General features: G+C 31.6%; 11 protein-coding genes. 1 reads left to right on the top strand and 10 read right to left on the bottom strand.

What is annotated here, in order from left to right; genetic code table 11:
* Positions 1 to 164 precede the first annotated feature (164 nt).
* From RCH18_RS15160 to RCH18_RS15115, 10 genes are all read right to left on the bottom strand, one after another.
* Positions 165 to 1,889 (bottom strand): sodium:solute symporter, encoded by a 1,725-nt coding sequence (locus RCH18_RS15160; protein WP_326937616.1) that lies wholly within the window; start codon positions 1,887 to 1,889, stop codon positions 165 to 167.
* Positions 1,890 to 2,020: 131 nt separating this feature from the next.
* The gene (locus RCH18_RS15155) at positions 2,021 to 4,540 is read right to left on the bottom strand and encodes a PIG-L family deacetylase (protein ID WP_326937615.1); all 2,520 of its coding nucleotides are present in this window, start codon (positions 4,538 to 4,540) and stop codon (positions 2,021 to 2,023) included.
* Positions 4,541 to 4,754: 214 nt separating this feature from the next.
* Entirely contained in the window at positions 4,755 to 5,075 is a 321-nt protein-coding gene (locus RCH18_RS15150; protein ID WP_326937614.1) for a hypothetical protein, read from the bottom strand.
* A gap of 231 nt (positions 5,076 to 5,306) precedes the next feature.
* Entirely contained in the window at positions 5,307 to 7,127 is a 1,821-nt protein-coding gene (locus RCH18_RS15145) for a hypothetical protein (RefSeq protein ID WP_326937613.1), read from the bottom strand.
* A gap of 92 nt (positions 7,128 to 7,219) precedes the next feature.
* Entirely contained in the window at positions 7,220 to 8,419 is a 1,200-nt protein-coding gene (locus RCH18_RS15140; protein WP_326937612.1) for an AI-2E family transporter, read from the bottom strand.
* Between the two features lie 447 nt (positions 8,420 to 8,866).
* Positions 8,867 to 9,397, bottom strand: coding sequence for a mechanosensitive ion channel domain-containing protein (locus RCH18_RS15135; RefSeq protein ID WP_326937617.1), 531 nt, complete (start codon positions 9,395 to 9,397; stop codon positions 8,867 to 8,869).
* Between the two features lie 11 nt (positions 9,398 to 9,408).
* The gene (locus tag RCH18_RS15130; RefSeq protein WP_326937611.1) at positions 9,409 to 9,996 is read right to left on the bottom strand and encodes a Maf-like protein; all 588 of its coding nucleotides are present in this window, start codon (positions 9,994 to 9,996) and stop codon (positions 9,409 to 9,411) included.
* On the bottom strand, positions 9,989 to 10,909 hold the full coding sequence (locus RCH18_RS15125; RefSeq protein WP_326937610.1) for a geranylgeranylglycerol-phosphate geranylgeranyltransferase: 921 nt from the start codon (positions 10,907 to 10,909) through the stop codon (positions 9,989 to 9,991). The genes RCH18_RS15130 and RCH18_RS15125 overlap by 8 nt, the downstream gene beginning before the upstream one ends.
* A 252-nt stretch (positions 10,910 to 11,161) precedes the next feature.
* Positions 11,162 to 11,689, bottom strand: a complete 528-nt coding sequence (locus RCH18_RS15120; protein WP_326937609.1) for a KdsC family phosphatase — start codon at positions 11,687 to 11,689, stop codon at positions 11,162 to 11,164.
* The gene (locus RCH18_RS15115; protein WP_326937608.1) at positions 11,673 to 12,446 is read right to left on the bottom strand and encodes a Rossmann-like and DUF2520 domain-containing protein; all 774 of its coding nucleotides are present in this window, start codon (positions 12,444 to 12,446) and stop codon (positions 11,673 to 11,675) included. The genes RCH18_RS15120 and RCH18_RS15115 overlap by 17 nt, the downstream gene beginning before the upstream one ends.
* A 199-nt stretch (positions 12,447 to 12,645) precedes the next feature.
* On the opposite strand from RCH18_RS15115, the gene ccsA reads away from it, so the two are divergent.
* A complete protein-coding gene (gene ccsA, locus RCH18_RS15110) occupies positions 12,646 to 15,879 on the top strand; it encodes a cytochrome c biogenesis protein CcsA (protein WP_326937607.1) in 3,234 nt (1,077 codons plus the stop codon).
* The last annotated feature ends 149 nt before the right edge of the window (positions 15,880 to 16,028 follow it).

Genomic DNA, 16,028 nt, shown 5'->3' with positions numbered 1-16,028 from the left:
AATAGCTTATTTCCATTCGATCATTTAATTAGACATGATGAACGCCCGTCTGTTCGAGTGTTTTTATACATTAGCGCTAGCGGTTGTATAAAAATCTATCGAGAACTCCTCACCTTATCAATGAAGCAATAAATCTTAACTCATAAAATTTATACTATCACACCTTAATAAACCATCTGTTTCTGTTTTCTGAAAATAGTAGACTGTAGAATTAATGACAGCACAATAGTCAACATCGCTCCTATAAAATTCAGCCATAAATAACCTAGTTTTTCTTGTCCACTTGGGTAAATGAAAATAGCAAAATAATAGATAATAAAAATGGTCAACTGACTTGCTACCGCACTGTAAAAAATGGCTTTTGATTGTACATTTTTGACATAAAAGCCAACAAGAAATATTCCCAGAACGGTTCCGTAGAATATGGAACCTATGATATTTACTAATTGAATTAAATTCTCAAACAGTGTACCCACACAAGCAAATAAGATAGCTATTACGCCCCATAACAATGTAAAAAACCGTGTAGCATATAAATAATGTTTCTCTGACTTTTCCTCTTTTAAATTACGCTTATAGATGTCAATTGCAGTGGTCGATGCTAATGCAGTTAGTCCTGAAGCAGTAGATGACATTGCCGCTGATATAATTACAGCCAGCAATAATCCGATGAGTCCTTTTGGCAAATAATTCAAGATAAAATGAAAGAATACATAATCCTTGTCGTTTGTTTCGCTACTACTATCGGCTTTTAAGATTATTTCTTTTGCGCGATCTCTTAGATCTTTTTCTTTGCTAGATAAGGCTACCAGTTCTTTGCGCAATATGGGGTTATCATAATCTTGATTTAGTTGATCGATATACAATAGATTGATCACTTTTTTATCTTCGGATAAATCATCTAATTTTTTCTCTAAAGCATTGTATTCTCCTTTAAACGCTGATTTTTCAATCATCGCTTTATTGTTTGGATTAAAATTTAAAGGAACAGGGTTAAATTGGAAAAAGACAAAAACCATAACTCCAGTCAATAAAATAAAAAACTGCATGGGTACTTTTAAAAGTCCGTTCATGATCAGTCCCATTTGGCTTTCCTTAACAGATTTACCTGATAAATAACGTCCCACTTGCGACTGATCGGTTCCAAAATAGGCTAGTGCTAAGAAAAAACCGCCAGTGATTCCGCTCCAGAATGTGTATTTTTCCTCAGGATCAAATGAGAAATTGACGATATTCATTTTATCATTTGCACCAGCGATATGCAAAGCGCTTGTAAAAGTCATATCATTAGGTAAATAATGTAATATCAAGAAAAAAGTGATAAACATTCCAGACATGATTACAAACATTTGCTGCTTTTGGGTCACATTAACAGCCTTTGTTCCTCCTGAAAAGGTGTATATTATCACTAAAACCCCAATTACAATATTCATATAAGTTAGATTCCAACCCAATATAGCCGACAAAATGATAGCTGGCGCATAGATAGTCAAGCCTGTACCTAATCCTCTTTGAATTAAGAAAAGTACTGCAGCTAATGATCTTGTTTTTAAATCGAATCTCTTTTCAAGGTATTCATACGCCGTATACACTTTGTACTTATGGTATAAAGGAATAAAAGTCACACAAATTACTACCATAGCGATAGGCAGTCCAAAGTAGAATTGTACAAACCCCATTCCATCGTGATAAGCCTGACCAGGAGTGGAAAGAAACGTAATGGCACTAGCTTGGGTAGCCATTACCGAAAGTCCTACTACATGCCAAGGCGTTTCATTATTTCCTAAAATAAAATCCTCAACGTTTTTACTTCCTTTTGTTTTCCAAGCGCCATAAATTACTATAAACAATAAGGTGAATATCAATATAATCCAATCAAATAACTGCATAATTTAAGAGTATAATTTCATGATGAGACAAAAAATAAGAATATAAATTGCATTGGCTATAAGTACCCATGTATAGTTTTTTGTCCAAGTTTTGGTTTTTTTTATTTCCATTTTTGTTTTTTTAAACGTATTTATTGATTAGCATTTTGATCTGCTGCTTTTAGTGAAATCATATTCGATAATAATTTATAAGCACCAATTACCCCTTCAGGTAATTCTCTAAAAAAGCTTAAACCTGTGTACACGTAGTGCCCTTTGCCATAAGGAGCTATTAATAAAGCTCCATTTTTTGGTGTTTCACCTGTATCATTTGAAGATAGGATAGGCGTAAAAGCCTTGTCATATACATTAGGGTAATACAAACCTTGCTCTTGTTTCCAACCTTCAAAATCCTTTGAGGTAATTGTGTTTGGATAATTTAAAACAGCATGATTTGGTGCTAAGAATCGTACCTGCGCATTTTCTTCGGTTACTCGATCACGTGAAAGTTTTAGAGGATATGGTGCAATTTTATCTGTAATTAAATCACCAGAAGTATTGTATTGGACAATCATTGTTTTACCCGATTTGACAAAATCAAAAAGTATGTCTTGCTTAAAAGCGAGCGCATTTATTGTATTATAAGCACGAACACCTGTCATTACTACATCAAAATTCTTTAATTTTTCAGGAGTAATTTCTTCAGCATTTAATAAAGTGACTATATAACCTAACTGAATTAAACTATTAGGAACTTCATCGCCAGCTCCCATTATATAGGCAATTCGTTCACTATTGGTTATCAAATCCGTTTTAATAAACTTGGCCTCAGCTGATTTTAAAACTTGTTGCTTTGTAATGTGATCATAATTGATAAATATTTGCTCTTTATTATATTGTTTATCATTCATGATCGCGACACTTTTAGCGATAGCTTCATCAGCTTTAGACGGTGGAGTTACCTCAAAAGAAACCATTTGTTCAGCACCTTTCTTTGTAATTTCAAACGGTATCGCTGCTGGTGTAACCAACCAATTTTTAGGTAATTCTAGTTGTAAATTTCCTTTTACATTATCTTTACCTGCTTTAATTTTTACAGTTACCATTTTACTTTTTAAGTTTTTAAATAGTAATACTTTTTCACTTATTGATGTTGTGACTGCTGGTATTATATCAAGATAATTATAAACTTCACCCTGCACGTCGTCGTTGTATTTATAAATTACAGTTCTCTCGTATGGAATTTCGATTGTATTTATTTTTATAGTAAAAACCACTTTTATATCTCGAATAATATCAGGAAGTCCAATGCTTTGCTGATCGCTTACAGTGTACATTCCTATTGTTCCGCTATCTTTTAAATAATATGGTTGTGTATAATTTAGATTTTCAGGTAAATCTATATTAAGATTAAATGCATTGGTAGTATTATTTTTTAAAGCTAAATTTTTTATAACCATTTTTCCTGCTGGTAAAGTCGTTATACTTGATAATTGTATTGGAGTAGCACTTCTATTGATGGCTTCTAATTTTAATTGTAATATACTTCCTGGAGTTGCCTCTTGATTTTGTGCAGCAGCTTCAAGAAACAATCCAGCACATGCGGCAATAATTTCTTTAAGTTCGGCTAGCTTTAAAGGTTTCCAATGATTTTCATCTAAGGATTGAATCATTGAATAGGCTTTAACCAAATTTGGAATACTCAGGGATGGATCCTTATGATTAAATTCAGTAATAATTTTAGAAAGTAGAGTTCCTATATTTTTGCCACCTTTCACTCGATTCCATGAAGTATCGATCCCTTCAAAAAGCGATTTTTTGTCAGCAAGAGGATCTCCATTTATAAATTCTAAATATTCGGTTTCTTCACCTCTTTCACCAGTACTACCAAAACCTTGTGATTGATGTCGGCTTCTACTCAATGCTGCAATTTCTTGATTCGATTTTCCAAGATCAGCATAATAAGTGCCTGTTTCAAGTGCGATTAAATTAGTTTTATCAGCAGCATTGAATTTTTCAATTGTGCCGTAAAACCACCATGAAGTATTAAAGAATTGTCTTTTGGTCTGCCAAGGTTTTACATATTGCAGTTGCTCTAGAAAACTATTTGGATCACTTGCCAGCTTAAAACTTTCCATGCTTAACATCGCTGACGCTGTGTGATGCCCGTGAGTGGTTCCAGAGGATCTATGGTCAAAACGATTTACAATTACATCGGGTTGAAATTTTCTAATGGCCCATATAACATCGGCCAAAACTTTTTCCTTATCCCAAATCTCTAATGTTTCAGATGGATTTTTAGAAAATCCAAAATCATTGGCACGTGTAAAAAATTGTTCTCCGCCATCAATTTTGCGAGCTTCAATAAGTTCTTGTGTTCTTATTACACCTAGTAATTCACGAAGTTGTGTGCCTATTAAATTTTGTCCACCATCGCCGCGAGTAAGTGATAAATAACCCGTTCTAGCCTTTACATCATTAGATAAATAAGAGATTAATCGTGTGTTTTCATCATCTGGATGGGCCGCAATATACAAAGCTGATCCAAGAAAATTAAGTTTTTCTATCTGATGGTAAATTTCAACTGAATTAGGTTTTTTTGGAACTTGAGCTACAACAACTGGATTAGCTATAAATAGTAGTGTAAGCGCTAAATAATATCTTCTTTGCATTATTCTTTATTTAATTTGCAATAGCTTCAAATGTAGGAATTAAATAAATTTTTTTGAAATGTTTTTTTCATTCTTTAATAATCAAATTTTCGCATATATTACTTATAAGAAATTAACAATAAAATCTCAAATTAAGAATAAATTTATGTTAGAAAATAATACGCATAAAAAAAGGAGCAATTTCCATTGCTCCTAAAACATAATTTTTTTAATTTTATAGTAATAAAATCAATAATAAAACTACAATGATTATAGCTCCTACTGATAAATAGATTCCATTTCCTGAGGCTTTTAATTCTTTCTTAATCGTGCGAACTTCTTTTCGTAACTCTTTTTTTTCGACCGAACTTAGTTCTGATTTGTCCATTGCTTTTATTTCGTCAAGTCGGTTTAACATCACTTTAACTTCGGCGGGAACTTCTTTTGGCGGATTTGTAGCAGTAATGCTTGGGTTTTTTTCAGATGCAAATACTTGGTTTGGCACGATGCTCAGTGACATTACCATCATCATTAAGTAAAAGGTGATTTTTTTCATTTTTATAGGTTTTAATAGTTAAAATAATTTAGTATAAATGTATGCTAGAACTAGTGATAATATTTATGTAATTGAAGGTTTTTATTATAAAATTTACGGTAAAGCTGAAATTGTAAAATATCTCATCTCAGGAATATAAATTGAACATCGTATCTGAAAAGTTTGTCTGCAAGTTGCACAACTTAATAGAATTTAAAAAGAGCAAAATAATAAAATTATAATTTTAGTAAACTACTTATAGATAACGGTTCTTGGCTTTGCCAATTCAAAATCTTGAAAACCAAAATCCGTAGTTTCAAAAGAATTAGTTTTTAAAATATTATAACCATTTCCAGGAATTGTAGGGAAATAGCATAATGATAGTTGAAATGAGCTAAACACCAGATAATCATTGCTAATAATTAAGCCAATGCCAAGTTTAGAATAAGCCGTGCTTTGTACCAATCCTCTATCAGGATTTCCTAACATTGCAATACTGTAGCTAAAATAAGGATTTAACCTAAATCCCCATAGATCCCACGGAGAATAAAATTGTGTTTGCATCGTCATCATGGCTTTCTTAGTTCCATATTCAGCTATTCGAAAGCCTCGTAAACCTTGCTCTTCATTAATAGAAAGTTGATCACCAAAAGCATTTTCTCTATTAGTCCCTAATAATAATTGTGGTTTTATAAATTGCCTTATTTTCCATTTTCCCATGGTTAACAAATTCGTAAAATAATTTGCTTGAAATGAAAATGAAGTTTGTTTAGTGGTAGACTTGGTAAAGAAAGTTCCTAATTCAAAATTAGCACTTAAAAAGCCATATTTGTAAAAATTGCCAAATGACGCTTGAGCCCCTAAATAAATCCGGCCTCCGCTATTTTTATATTGATATCCACTTGTTAATCCTATAATTTTTCCAATAGGAACATCTTCAATAATTCCATTTTGAAATATATAACGATTTCGAATAAATTTTCTAGATGAGATTCCAATACCAATTAAAGCCATTTTTTCGTTAGAATAAAAATCGTCAGGATCATATTCTATTAAGGGACTTTCTAAATATTTGATGTGTAGGAATCGTGCTGATGTAATTAGATTGGTAGTTCGCTCACGCTCAGAGTTGCCTTTGAAAATACTAAACGACCGTGCCGCCCATAAATCATGTGTATTGTATTTAAAATTTTGAAATGCAAATTTTAATTTAGTATCTAAAAGTGTATCTTTTCTAAATTGTTGGTCTAAATAAATACCACCAGCCCATTTCGTTAAGGGAGAGTAAAAGGTCCGATTTATAGCAATACTTTTACCATAGTAATTATCTAAATCAATTAAATAGCTTACTCTAGTATTGATAAATGTGTTTTTGATATTTGGGACTGTGTAGGCCACATTATACCCTGTCTTTCCGTCGCTAAACCTATTATTAACTTGGTTCTCAAACTGATGTCCAGAGCCTAAAATATTTCTTTCCGTAAGGTTAAATTTAATTCTCGACGTTGAAACAGCACCTTTGGGAATTAAGCTCCATGAATCTAATACTCGAATAGTAATATCTATTGAGTCACTAGAAGTTGGGATTATTTGTGCAGCTATGTCAACTCGATTTATAAAGCGCTGCGCTCTTATCAATCGTTCAGATTCTTTTACTAATAAAGAATCAAATGGCTTGTTTTCAGCGATTAACAATAAATTGATAATTGCTAATCTATTAGTCTTAATGTGTATTTTATTTCCTGTTCTTTCTGCCCAATTTTTTGGTTTTCTGGTAGTATCAATGTCAGAATATCCAAAAGGATCAAGCGTAAGTATATTGATATTTCTAATAATTTTTCCTTCATAGGTATCATATCGCTTTTGAACTTCCTTAATTGATTTCCTATTTAATGTGGGCGATCTAAATACAAGTTTATGCATCAATCGTGTAAACTTATTTTTTTTAGAATAATTTTTAATGTCTTTATACACTTCAGACGTGTCTGTTTTTACAGTCGTTTCTTGGGCGTATAAAGCCTGAAAACAAATGCAGAGAAGGAAGGTGAGACCAAATAAATATTTTTTATGCATCCGCAGATTATCGCCTCTTAAAATTTACTAGATTTTCTTGACTGAAAATAATTCAGGCTTTTATAAAATTCTTACTTCAAGCGTATTATTATTTACTCTTCCGCTTTAGTACTCTCTTTTTCAGTAGTAGTTTCTGTAAAAACAGGAGTTACAGCTACAGTTTTTATTATGTTTTTATACGTAGAATCTTCTGTGTTAAAATGAGGTAATTTAATCTTACGCCAAGTATATGTTTTCGGCAAATGATCGCCCATTAAATAACCCCATGCTTTTAATGAATCAATTCGATCAAAAATTACTTTCATTATAGCAAGCAGCGGTAACGCTAAAAACATTCCAGAAATACCAGCAACCGCACCTCCAATGATAATTCCGATGATTGAGATAAAGGCATTAATTTCTACTTTTGAACTGACAACTAATGGCACAATAATATTATTATCTATTAATTGAACTACTATAGTTATTACAATTACTCCAACAATAATTGATAAATCGGGTGTACCAGTTAGTGAAGCAACAATACTTAATACTCCAGCAACCAAAATTCCTATATACGGAATCAAATTTAAAATTCCTGTTATAATTCCTAACAAAATAGCATATTTGACACCAATTAGAAAAAAACCAACTGTTGTCATAGCTGATATCAAAACAAGTTCTATAATTAAACCCACAATATAGCTATTTATTGCAACTCTAATATTAGTTAGTATATCTTTTAATAATTCGTGCTTTTCTGCCTTAACTAGTTTTGCTAAAAATAGTAAAAAATGAGTTCTGTATAAAAGAATTAAAAAAGTATAAATAGGTATTAAGGTCAAATTCATTAATGTATCTGTAAACGACATTAATGTTGTACCTATAATCTCCTTCCCTTTCTCTAATGAGTCTTCAGCAGCGGTATCTATATATTGTTTCTGTTCTGTAGAACTCAAATGGAAATTATCTCTAATGTAACCTTGAATATTACTAAAATGAATGTTAATATTACTTTTTATTTTATCAAAATCATTTACAAAATCACTTATTTGAAAGGAAAGGAAAACGAATAATCCTATAAAAAAAAGGACAAATATAATCACTGCAATCATTACCGCTAAAACATGTGGACAGTATAGTTTAGATTTTAAAAATTGGACAATAGGGAATAATAATATTGCTGACAAGAATGACATCAATACCGGAATCAATATGTCTTGACTAATATAAAAGATATAGGTAAAAGCAATTAAACCAATTAATAGGACTGTAGTTTTTGCATAAAACGGAAGTTTTAAAATCTCATTCATAAATTTAAAAATTAAATTAATGGGATTTATAGCTGGCCCATTTTTCATTACAAATATGTAGTATTCCAATAATTAATCAATTATAAATTTTAGCGAATAAATTATATAATTATCGATTTAAAAAAGGTAAGTTGTCGCGTACAATTAGTTTCAAATCTGAATTTTAAATAATTACAATTATAGTTAAACATTTGAATAAAGAGTTGAAAATAAATGTAATAGCCTATGCTAATTTAGAAGATTATAAAATTACTTAAAATTCCAAAACCACGTCGAATTATATAGCATTGACTTTTAAGAATATTTTAAAACCAATCATTAACTAACATTAATTTATATAGGCTAATAAAAATAGAACTAATTTGTACTAAAAATTCAATTCTATAGTTTAGATTTCTAATTTTCTAATTGCTATCGGTCATGATAAGATACGAACCGAGTTTGTCTTTATTCTATATAAGGTTCGCTACTAAAGCCATCTTTTAAAATTGAAATGCCCTTTTGTAAAAGTAGATTATTTGGATATACAATTTGTTCTCCATCCTTAGTACTTAGAATTACATGAAACGCGGTAATATCTTCAATTTCTGCAGTTATTGGAAAATCTTTATCATGAATTTTGATGACATCACCAATTTTAAACGGAAATGAAAAAAACAATATTATACCAGCTGTAATATTACTTAAAATAGACCATTGCGCAAATAATGCAACACCCACAAGCGTAGTGACCGAGGATAGCGCCCAAATAATATCATTTGTTTGCACTCCCCAAATAATAATTAAAGCAGTTGTGGCTATGATATATAAAAAGAGGTGAATGTATTTTATTACTAAAGCGCTTCTTCTCTCAATAGTTAAATTAGATTTTGAGTATCTAAGTACCAATTTGTTTGTAGCAACCCGAAAAATCAATAATAATACTAATAAAACGCCAGTGGCAATTAATTCTCTTGTATATGCCTGTAATTGGATCATTTCCATACTAATCAAATTTCTAGATTACTTAAATAGTGATACACTTTATCTGTTGGCATTCCTATAACGTTAGCATAAGATCCTTCAATTTTTGAAACTCCAATAAGTCCAATCCAGTCTTGAATTCCGTAAGCGCCCGCTTTATCATACGGGTTAAAATTTTCCAAATAATACATTATATCTGCATCGCTCAATTCATTAAATGTCACTTTAGTTATTTCAGTAATCATTTCAGATTTCTCAACGGTCTTAAAACATACTGATGTGATCACTTCATGAGTGCTATTGGACAACGATTTTAAAATAGTAAAAGCATCTGCTTCATCTTTTGGTTTACCCAAAGCTTTATGGTTATGCCAAACGATTGTATCGCTAGTTATTAAAATTTCATTTGGTTGTAAATCATTTTTAAATGCATCAGCCTTTAGTTGTGCTAGATAAGTTGTTATTTGTTCTCCAATGAGATTTAGAGGGTAAATTTCTTCAATTTCTTTTAAACGAATTTCAAAATCCAAATCTAAATCTTTAAAAAATTGTTGGCGTCTTGGCGAACCAGAAGCTAATATTAAGTGGTATTTCTTTAATTGATTTTTAAGCATTATATTTTATATTATAATTTAGTACGATTACAGAGACTATCCCAAAAAATAAGATCAATTTTAAAAGCAAACTTAAAAAATGAAAATCTTTTTTTGATTTTGTATTCCACAATTTTAATATAAAAAAAGTCAGTGGACCGCAAACAAATAGTAACAGATACAAAGTAACAAATAGTAAATTAAGTAAATAGTAATTGATGTAATAAAGTAGTGTAATAAGTGGTAAGAAGCTAAAGATAAATACAATTTTAATCCCTTTTTCTTTGCCAAAAAAGATTGGAAATGTATGTATTCCTTGATTATAGTCACCATCAAAATCCTCAAAATCCTTAATAATTTCCCGTAATAAATTGATCACAAATGTAAAAATAGCATAATCTAAAAGTATTGAAAATAGTACTGCCATTTGTTGTTTATTTGCTCCAACAGTTACAGGATATAAATCAAAAATTCCTATTATAATAACGCTAAATGCTAGTAATAATGCAATGACACTATTTCCTATTAGTATTATTTGTTTTAAACTGGTGGCATAAAGATAAAGTGTGGCTGCAATCAAGATAAATATAGAGGCAAAGCTTGGTTTTGAAATTATATTTGATAAATAAAAACCAATAGCAACTCCTACTGAAGTTAAAATAATATAAATAGTATATGCTTTATTTTCAGATATACTATTGCCTACAATTACTTTTTGAGGATCATTAATAAGATCCGTTTCTTGATCAAAAACATTGTTAATCACATAACCACCGGCAGCGATTAAAACAGTTGATAAAACCAATAGATTATATTGCCAATCTAATAAAGCCAAAGGAATATTTTGAAATTTTAAAAATCCGTACCGAAATACTAGTTGCATAAAAGCAAGCATAAGTAGATTTTGGTAACGAACTAAATTTAGGAAATTCATTGTTTTTATAGTGAGGTTTTAGTGATTAGTGTTCCGTGGGTAGTGTTCCGTCCTTAGTCCCCAGTCTTTGAAGTAGGTGCAGTTTGAATTCATTTTAAATTTTGGACTTTAATAGATGAGCTGCAATCTTCATTTTGCAATTTGTAATTAAAAATCTTCAATCAAAAATCCTCAATCTGTAATCAAAAATCTTCAATCAAAAATCTTCAATCTTCAATCAAGAATCCTCAATCTTCAATCAAAAATCTAAAGCTAATCATGTTTTCCATCGAAGTGAGCCATCCATTTACCCTGCGCTTTCATCACTTGCTCAATTACATCACGTGCAGCTCCTTTTCCTCCATTTTTGTGTGAAATATAAGTTGAAATTGCTTTGATTTCAGGGCTTGCATCTTGTGGGCAGGTGGATAATCCCACTAATTTCATCACATGAAAATCTGGAATATCATCGCCCATATACAACACTTGCGCGGGATTTATCTTGTAAACATCAACATATTCATCAAATGTTTCAACTTTATCAGGAGTTCCTAAATAAATATCTGTAATTCCTAAATTTCTGAGTCTAACTCGAACGCCTTCGTTGCTTCCTCCAGAGATAATACACACATTATATCCGCTTTCTACCGCTGCTTTCATTGCATACCCATCACGGATATTCATGGTTCGAAGTATTTCTCCTTCATTGGTTACAAAAACGGAACTATCGGTCAGTACGCCATCGACATCAAAAATAAAAGTAGTGATATCATTCATTAATTCTTTATAACTTTTTGCCATTTTTTTGTATTGCTAGTGTGATTATTTTATAAATATAAAGTTGATTTTCATCAGATAAAAAGTCTTGGTGCGCTTGTAAGGTTTCACTATCATTCCGAATTGCTGGTCCCGTTTGTGATTCTTGCGGCGAAAGTACCATAATTTTATTGGCAGTTTCAGCAATAAGAGGTTTTAAAATTTCAAATGGAACATGATGCTCTTGGCAAATTTGATGGCCCATTTGATACATATAATTTGTAAAGTTATTTACAAATACCGCTGCAACATGCAGGGCTTTACGTTGTTTTGAATTAATCGCAAAAACAGATTCAGAAATAGTCTTAGCCGCAGTACTCAATAGCTGAAAGTCAGTTGCGTTTTCACTTTCTAAACAAATAGGAATCAGTTTAAAATTTACTGCTTTATTTTTAGAAAATGTTTGTAAAGGATAGAAAACTCCTCGACGATTGCTATCGTTCAAAGCGTTGATGGGAAAGCTACCAGAAGTATGCACTACCAATCGGTTTTTAAAATTAAGATTAGCCACAACATTCATAATTGCGTGATCAGAAACGGCTATTATGTATAAATCAGCTTCTACTATTTCAGCGTAATTATCCGTAATTCGATTTGAATCTAACAGGCGAACTAATTTTTCTCGCTTTCGTGCAAAAACTTGAATAAGATCAACCGCATTGCCATCCCTTTTGGAATTCTCGAAGGCAGCAATTAAATGTTGCGCTACATTTCCTGAGCCTATAATTACAACTTTGATCATGTGTCAAAAATAGTAAAATAATGTTAAGATTTTCTCCACAAAGTGCCCCTTTTTTAAATTGTATTTCCCTTTAAAATAACAGCTTGCAATTGCCTATTTTAAAGTCTTTTATTTTGGATTTAATTAACAAATGTGTGAATATACTAATCAACATTTTTGAGTACTTTTGTGCACTTAAACAAAACAAAATCCCAATAAGATGGATAAAAAATTCTATTCTTTTTTATTTTCAACAAGATTGATGGCGTTGCTTTTTATTTCTTATGCACTTGCCATGGGTATTGGAACTTTTATCGAAAGTAAATACAATACAGATACTGCAAAAATTCTAATTTATAATGCATGGTGGTTTGAAGCTATTCACGTATTTTTCTTAATTAATTTTATTGGAAATATAAAACGTTACCAACTTTGGAAGAAAGAAAAATGGGCAACTTTAATCTTACACTTATCTTTTGTTTTCATACTTTTTGGTGCTTTTGTAACGCGGTACATAAGTTATGAGGGAATGATGCCTATTCGTGAAGGTGCTTCTGAAAACCAAATCTATTCAGATAAAACTTTTTTAACCGTCTTTGCTGATGGAGAATATCAAGGTGAAATGAAACGAAGAGTTTTTGAAAAGCAATTATTGCTTTCTCCTGCTACCAATAATAATTTCAGTATGTCTGAAAATTTTGCCGACACACATTTTAAAGTCGAATATCAAAATTTTATCATGGGAGCAAAAGAATATATAAAAGCTGATCCAAAAGGAAGTTTATATTTAAAGCTTGTTGAAGGAAGCGATAGCGGGCGACATGAGCATTATATAAAGGAAGGAGAGGTTCAAAACATCCATAATGTTTTATTTGCTTTAAATAAATATACTGATGGCGCAATAAATATTACTACTACGGGAAGTGCGTATACGATTCAAACGCCTTTTGCAGGTAATTTTATGCGAATGGCTGATAAACTGGAAGGTGCAGTAACTAAGGATGATGTGCAGCCACTGATGATGCGTTCTTTATATACAATAGGTGAAATGCGCTTTGTATTTCCAGATCCTGCCGTAAAAGGAATTGTTGATTATGAGTCAGATAATGATTATAAAGCTAAAACACATGAGGACGCCTTAACGGTAAAACTTATCGCTGAAGGTCAAGAAAAACTGGTAACTCTTGTAGGTTCTAAAGGTAAAATAGGCGATTCTAAAACAGTGAAAATTGGAGGAATTGATTATACCTTTTTCTATGGAAGTAAAGCGTATATACTACCATTTAAAATAAAATTAAACGATTTTATTGCCGAGAAATATCCAGGTACTGAGAAAAGTTATTCCTCATTTGAAAGTAAAGTGACTGTCGAAGATAAAGAACCATTTGATGCTCATATTTATATGAATAATATATTAGATCATCGAGGATACCGTTTTTTCCAATCTAGTTTTGATCCAGATGAAAAGGGTACTGTGCTTTCTGTAAATCATGATTTCTGGGGAACAACGCTTACGTACATAGGTTATTTTTTGCTGTATTTTGCAATGATGGCTATTATGTTTACTAAATATTCTCGTTTTGCAGATGTGAAACGTAAATTAGAAGTTGTAAAAATGAAAAAAGCAAAGTTATTAACTATATTAATGCTGCTATTTAGTCTTGGTAGTTTTGCGCAGCAGCCTGAACACGATCATGCTGATCATGAAGGTCACGCACATACGGAAGCTGCAATTGCTCCTGCAAAGGCTGATGTTGCAGCTGACAATACCGATCATTCCAAGCATTCTAAAAAAGTGTTTAGTCAAGATGAACTTAACGCACTGATCGAAAAATTTAAGGTTCCTCAAGAGCATGCATCAAAATTTGGACGTCTTATCATTCAAGATGGTGGCGGAAGAATGAAACCTTTGAATACTTTTTCATCTGAATTGTTGCGTAAAGTGAGCCATGAGAATTCGTATAAAGGAATGAATTCTGATCAGTTTTTTCTATCTGTAACGCAATATGCTGGGTATTGGTTAGAAATCCCCATCATCTATATGAAAAGTGGGAATGACAGTATTAGAAAAATTATTGGTATTGACAGTAAAGCTAAATATGCTCCTTTTGTAGCTTTTTTTGATGATAAAGGAAATTACAAATTGTCAAAATATTTAGAAGAAGCTTTTAAGGTAGCAAATCCAAATCAGTTTGAAAAAGATTTTATTGAAACGGATAAAAAAGTCAATTTAATGGAATCCGCTTTAAGTGGCCGAATCTTAAAAATATTCCCGCTCCCTAATGATAAAAATAATAAGTGGGTTTCTTATTTAGAGCTTAATGAATCCGGACTGAAAGGAATGGAAATGACGTATACTAAAAATGTACTGCCCTTATATTTTGGTTCTTTAGCAAATGCGTCGGCCTCTAAGGATTATAAAACTGCTGATGAATTACTAGAGAGTATCAATGGTTTTCAAAAGCGTTTTGGTAGTAAAGTGCGACCTAGTGACGAAAGAATTACTTCGGAAGTTTTGTATAATAAATATGATGTGTTCCAGAAATTGCCATATTGGTATATTTTTTCTGCGATATTAATGTTATTTTTTACCATTTTAAAAATATTTAAAGAGAGAAAATCACTCAATTATATTGTCAACTTTTTACATATTGTTATATTTTTATTATTTTTAGTACACACTTTTGCTTTAATAGTTAGATGGTATATTTCAGGTCACGCACCTTGGAGTGACGCTTATGAATCGATTATATACGTGGCTTGGGCAACAATGTTCTTTGGTTTAGCATTTGACATAAAATCAAAGCTTACCGTAGCATCTTCTGCTTTTGTTACAGCAATGATTTTGGCAGCAGCCTACATGAACTGGATTGATCCTGAAATAGCAAACCTACAACCCGTTTTAAATTCGTATTGGTTAATGATTCACGTAGCGGTAATTGTTGCGAGTTATGGACCATTTGCCCTTGGAATGATTTTAGGATTAGTTTCATTAATCTTGATTATGTTTACCACAAAAGCCAATAAAGCTAAAATGGACTTGAACATTCAAGAAATCACTTACATCAATGAATTGGCGCTTACCATTGGTTTGATTATGTTAACCATTGGAAACTTTCTTGGTGGTCAATGGGCTAATGAGAGTTGGGGACGTTACTGGGGATGGGATCCTAAAGAAACCTGGGCGCTAATTAGTATCATGGTTTATGCCTTTGTAATTCACGCGCGATTTGTACCGTCATTAAGAGGAAAATGGACTTTCAACTTAATGAGCATGTTTGCTTTTCTATCGATATTATTTACCTATTATGGTGTAAATTTCCATCTTGTAGGTTTACACTCTTATGCCAGTGGAGAAGCACATTCCTTAAACTGGATCTGGTATTCATTAATAGCAATCACCATTATGGGAGCGATTTCTTATCCAAAATATAAAAAATATTATAAGAAATAATAAATTTTATTTATTACCAAAAGGCTTGACAGTATTGTTGAGCCTTTTTTTTAATGTGCGCTACGCATACCATATATCTATAGGGTGCAAGTCCCGAACGAGCCTGCCAATGGGAATCGTTAGCCAAGAGCAAGGGTGTCTTTCGTGAG

It is taken from the genome of Flavobacterium sp. PL11 (assembly GCF_035985025.1).
GTDB lineage: Bacteria > Bacteroidota > Bacteroidia > Flavobacteriales > Flavobacteriaceae > Flavobacterium.
This window is presented reverse-complemented; position numbering and strand designations above follow the sequence as displayed.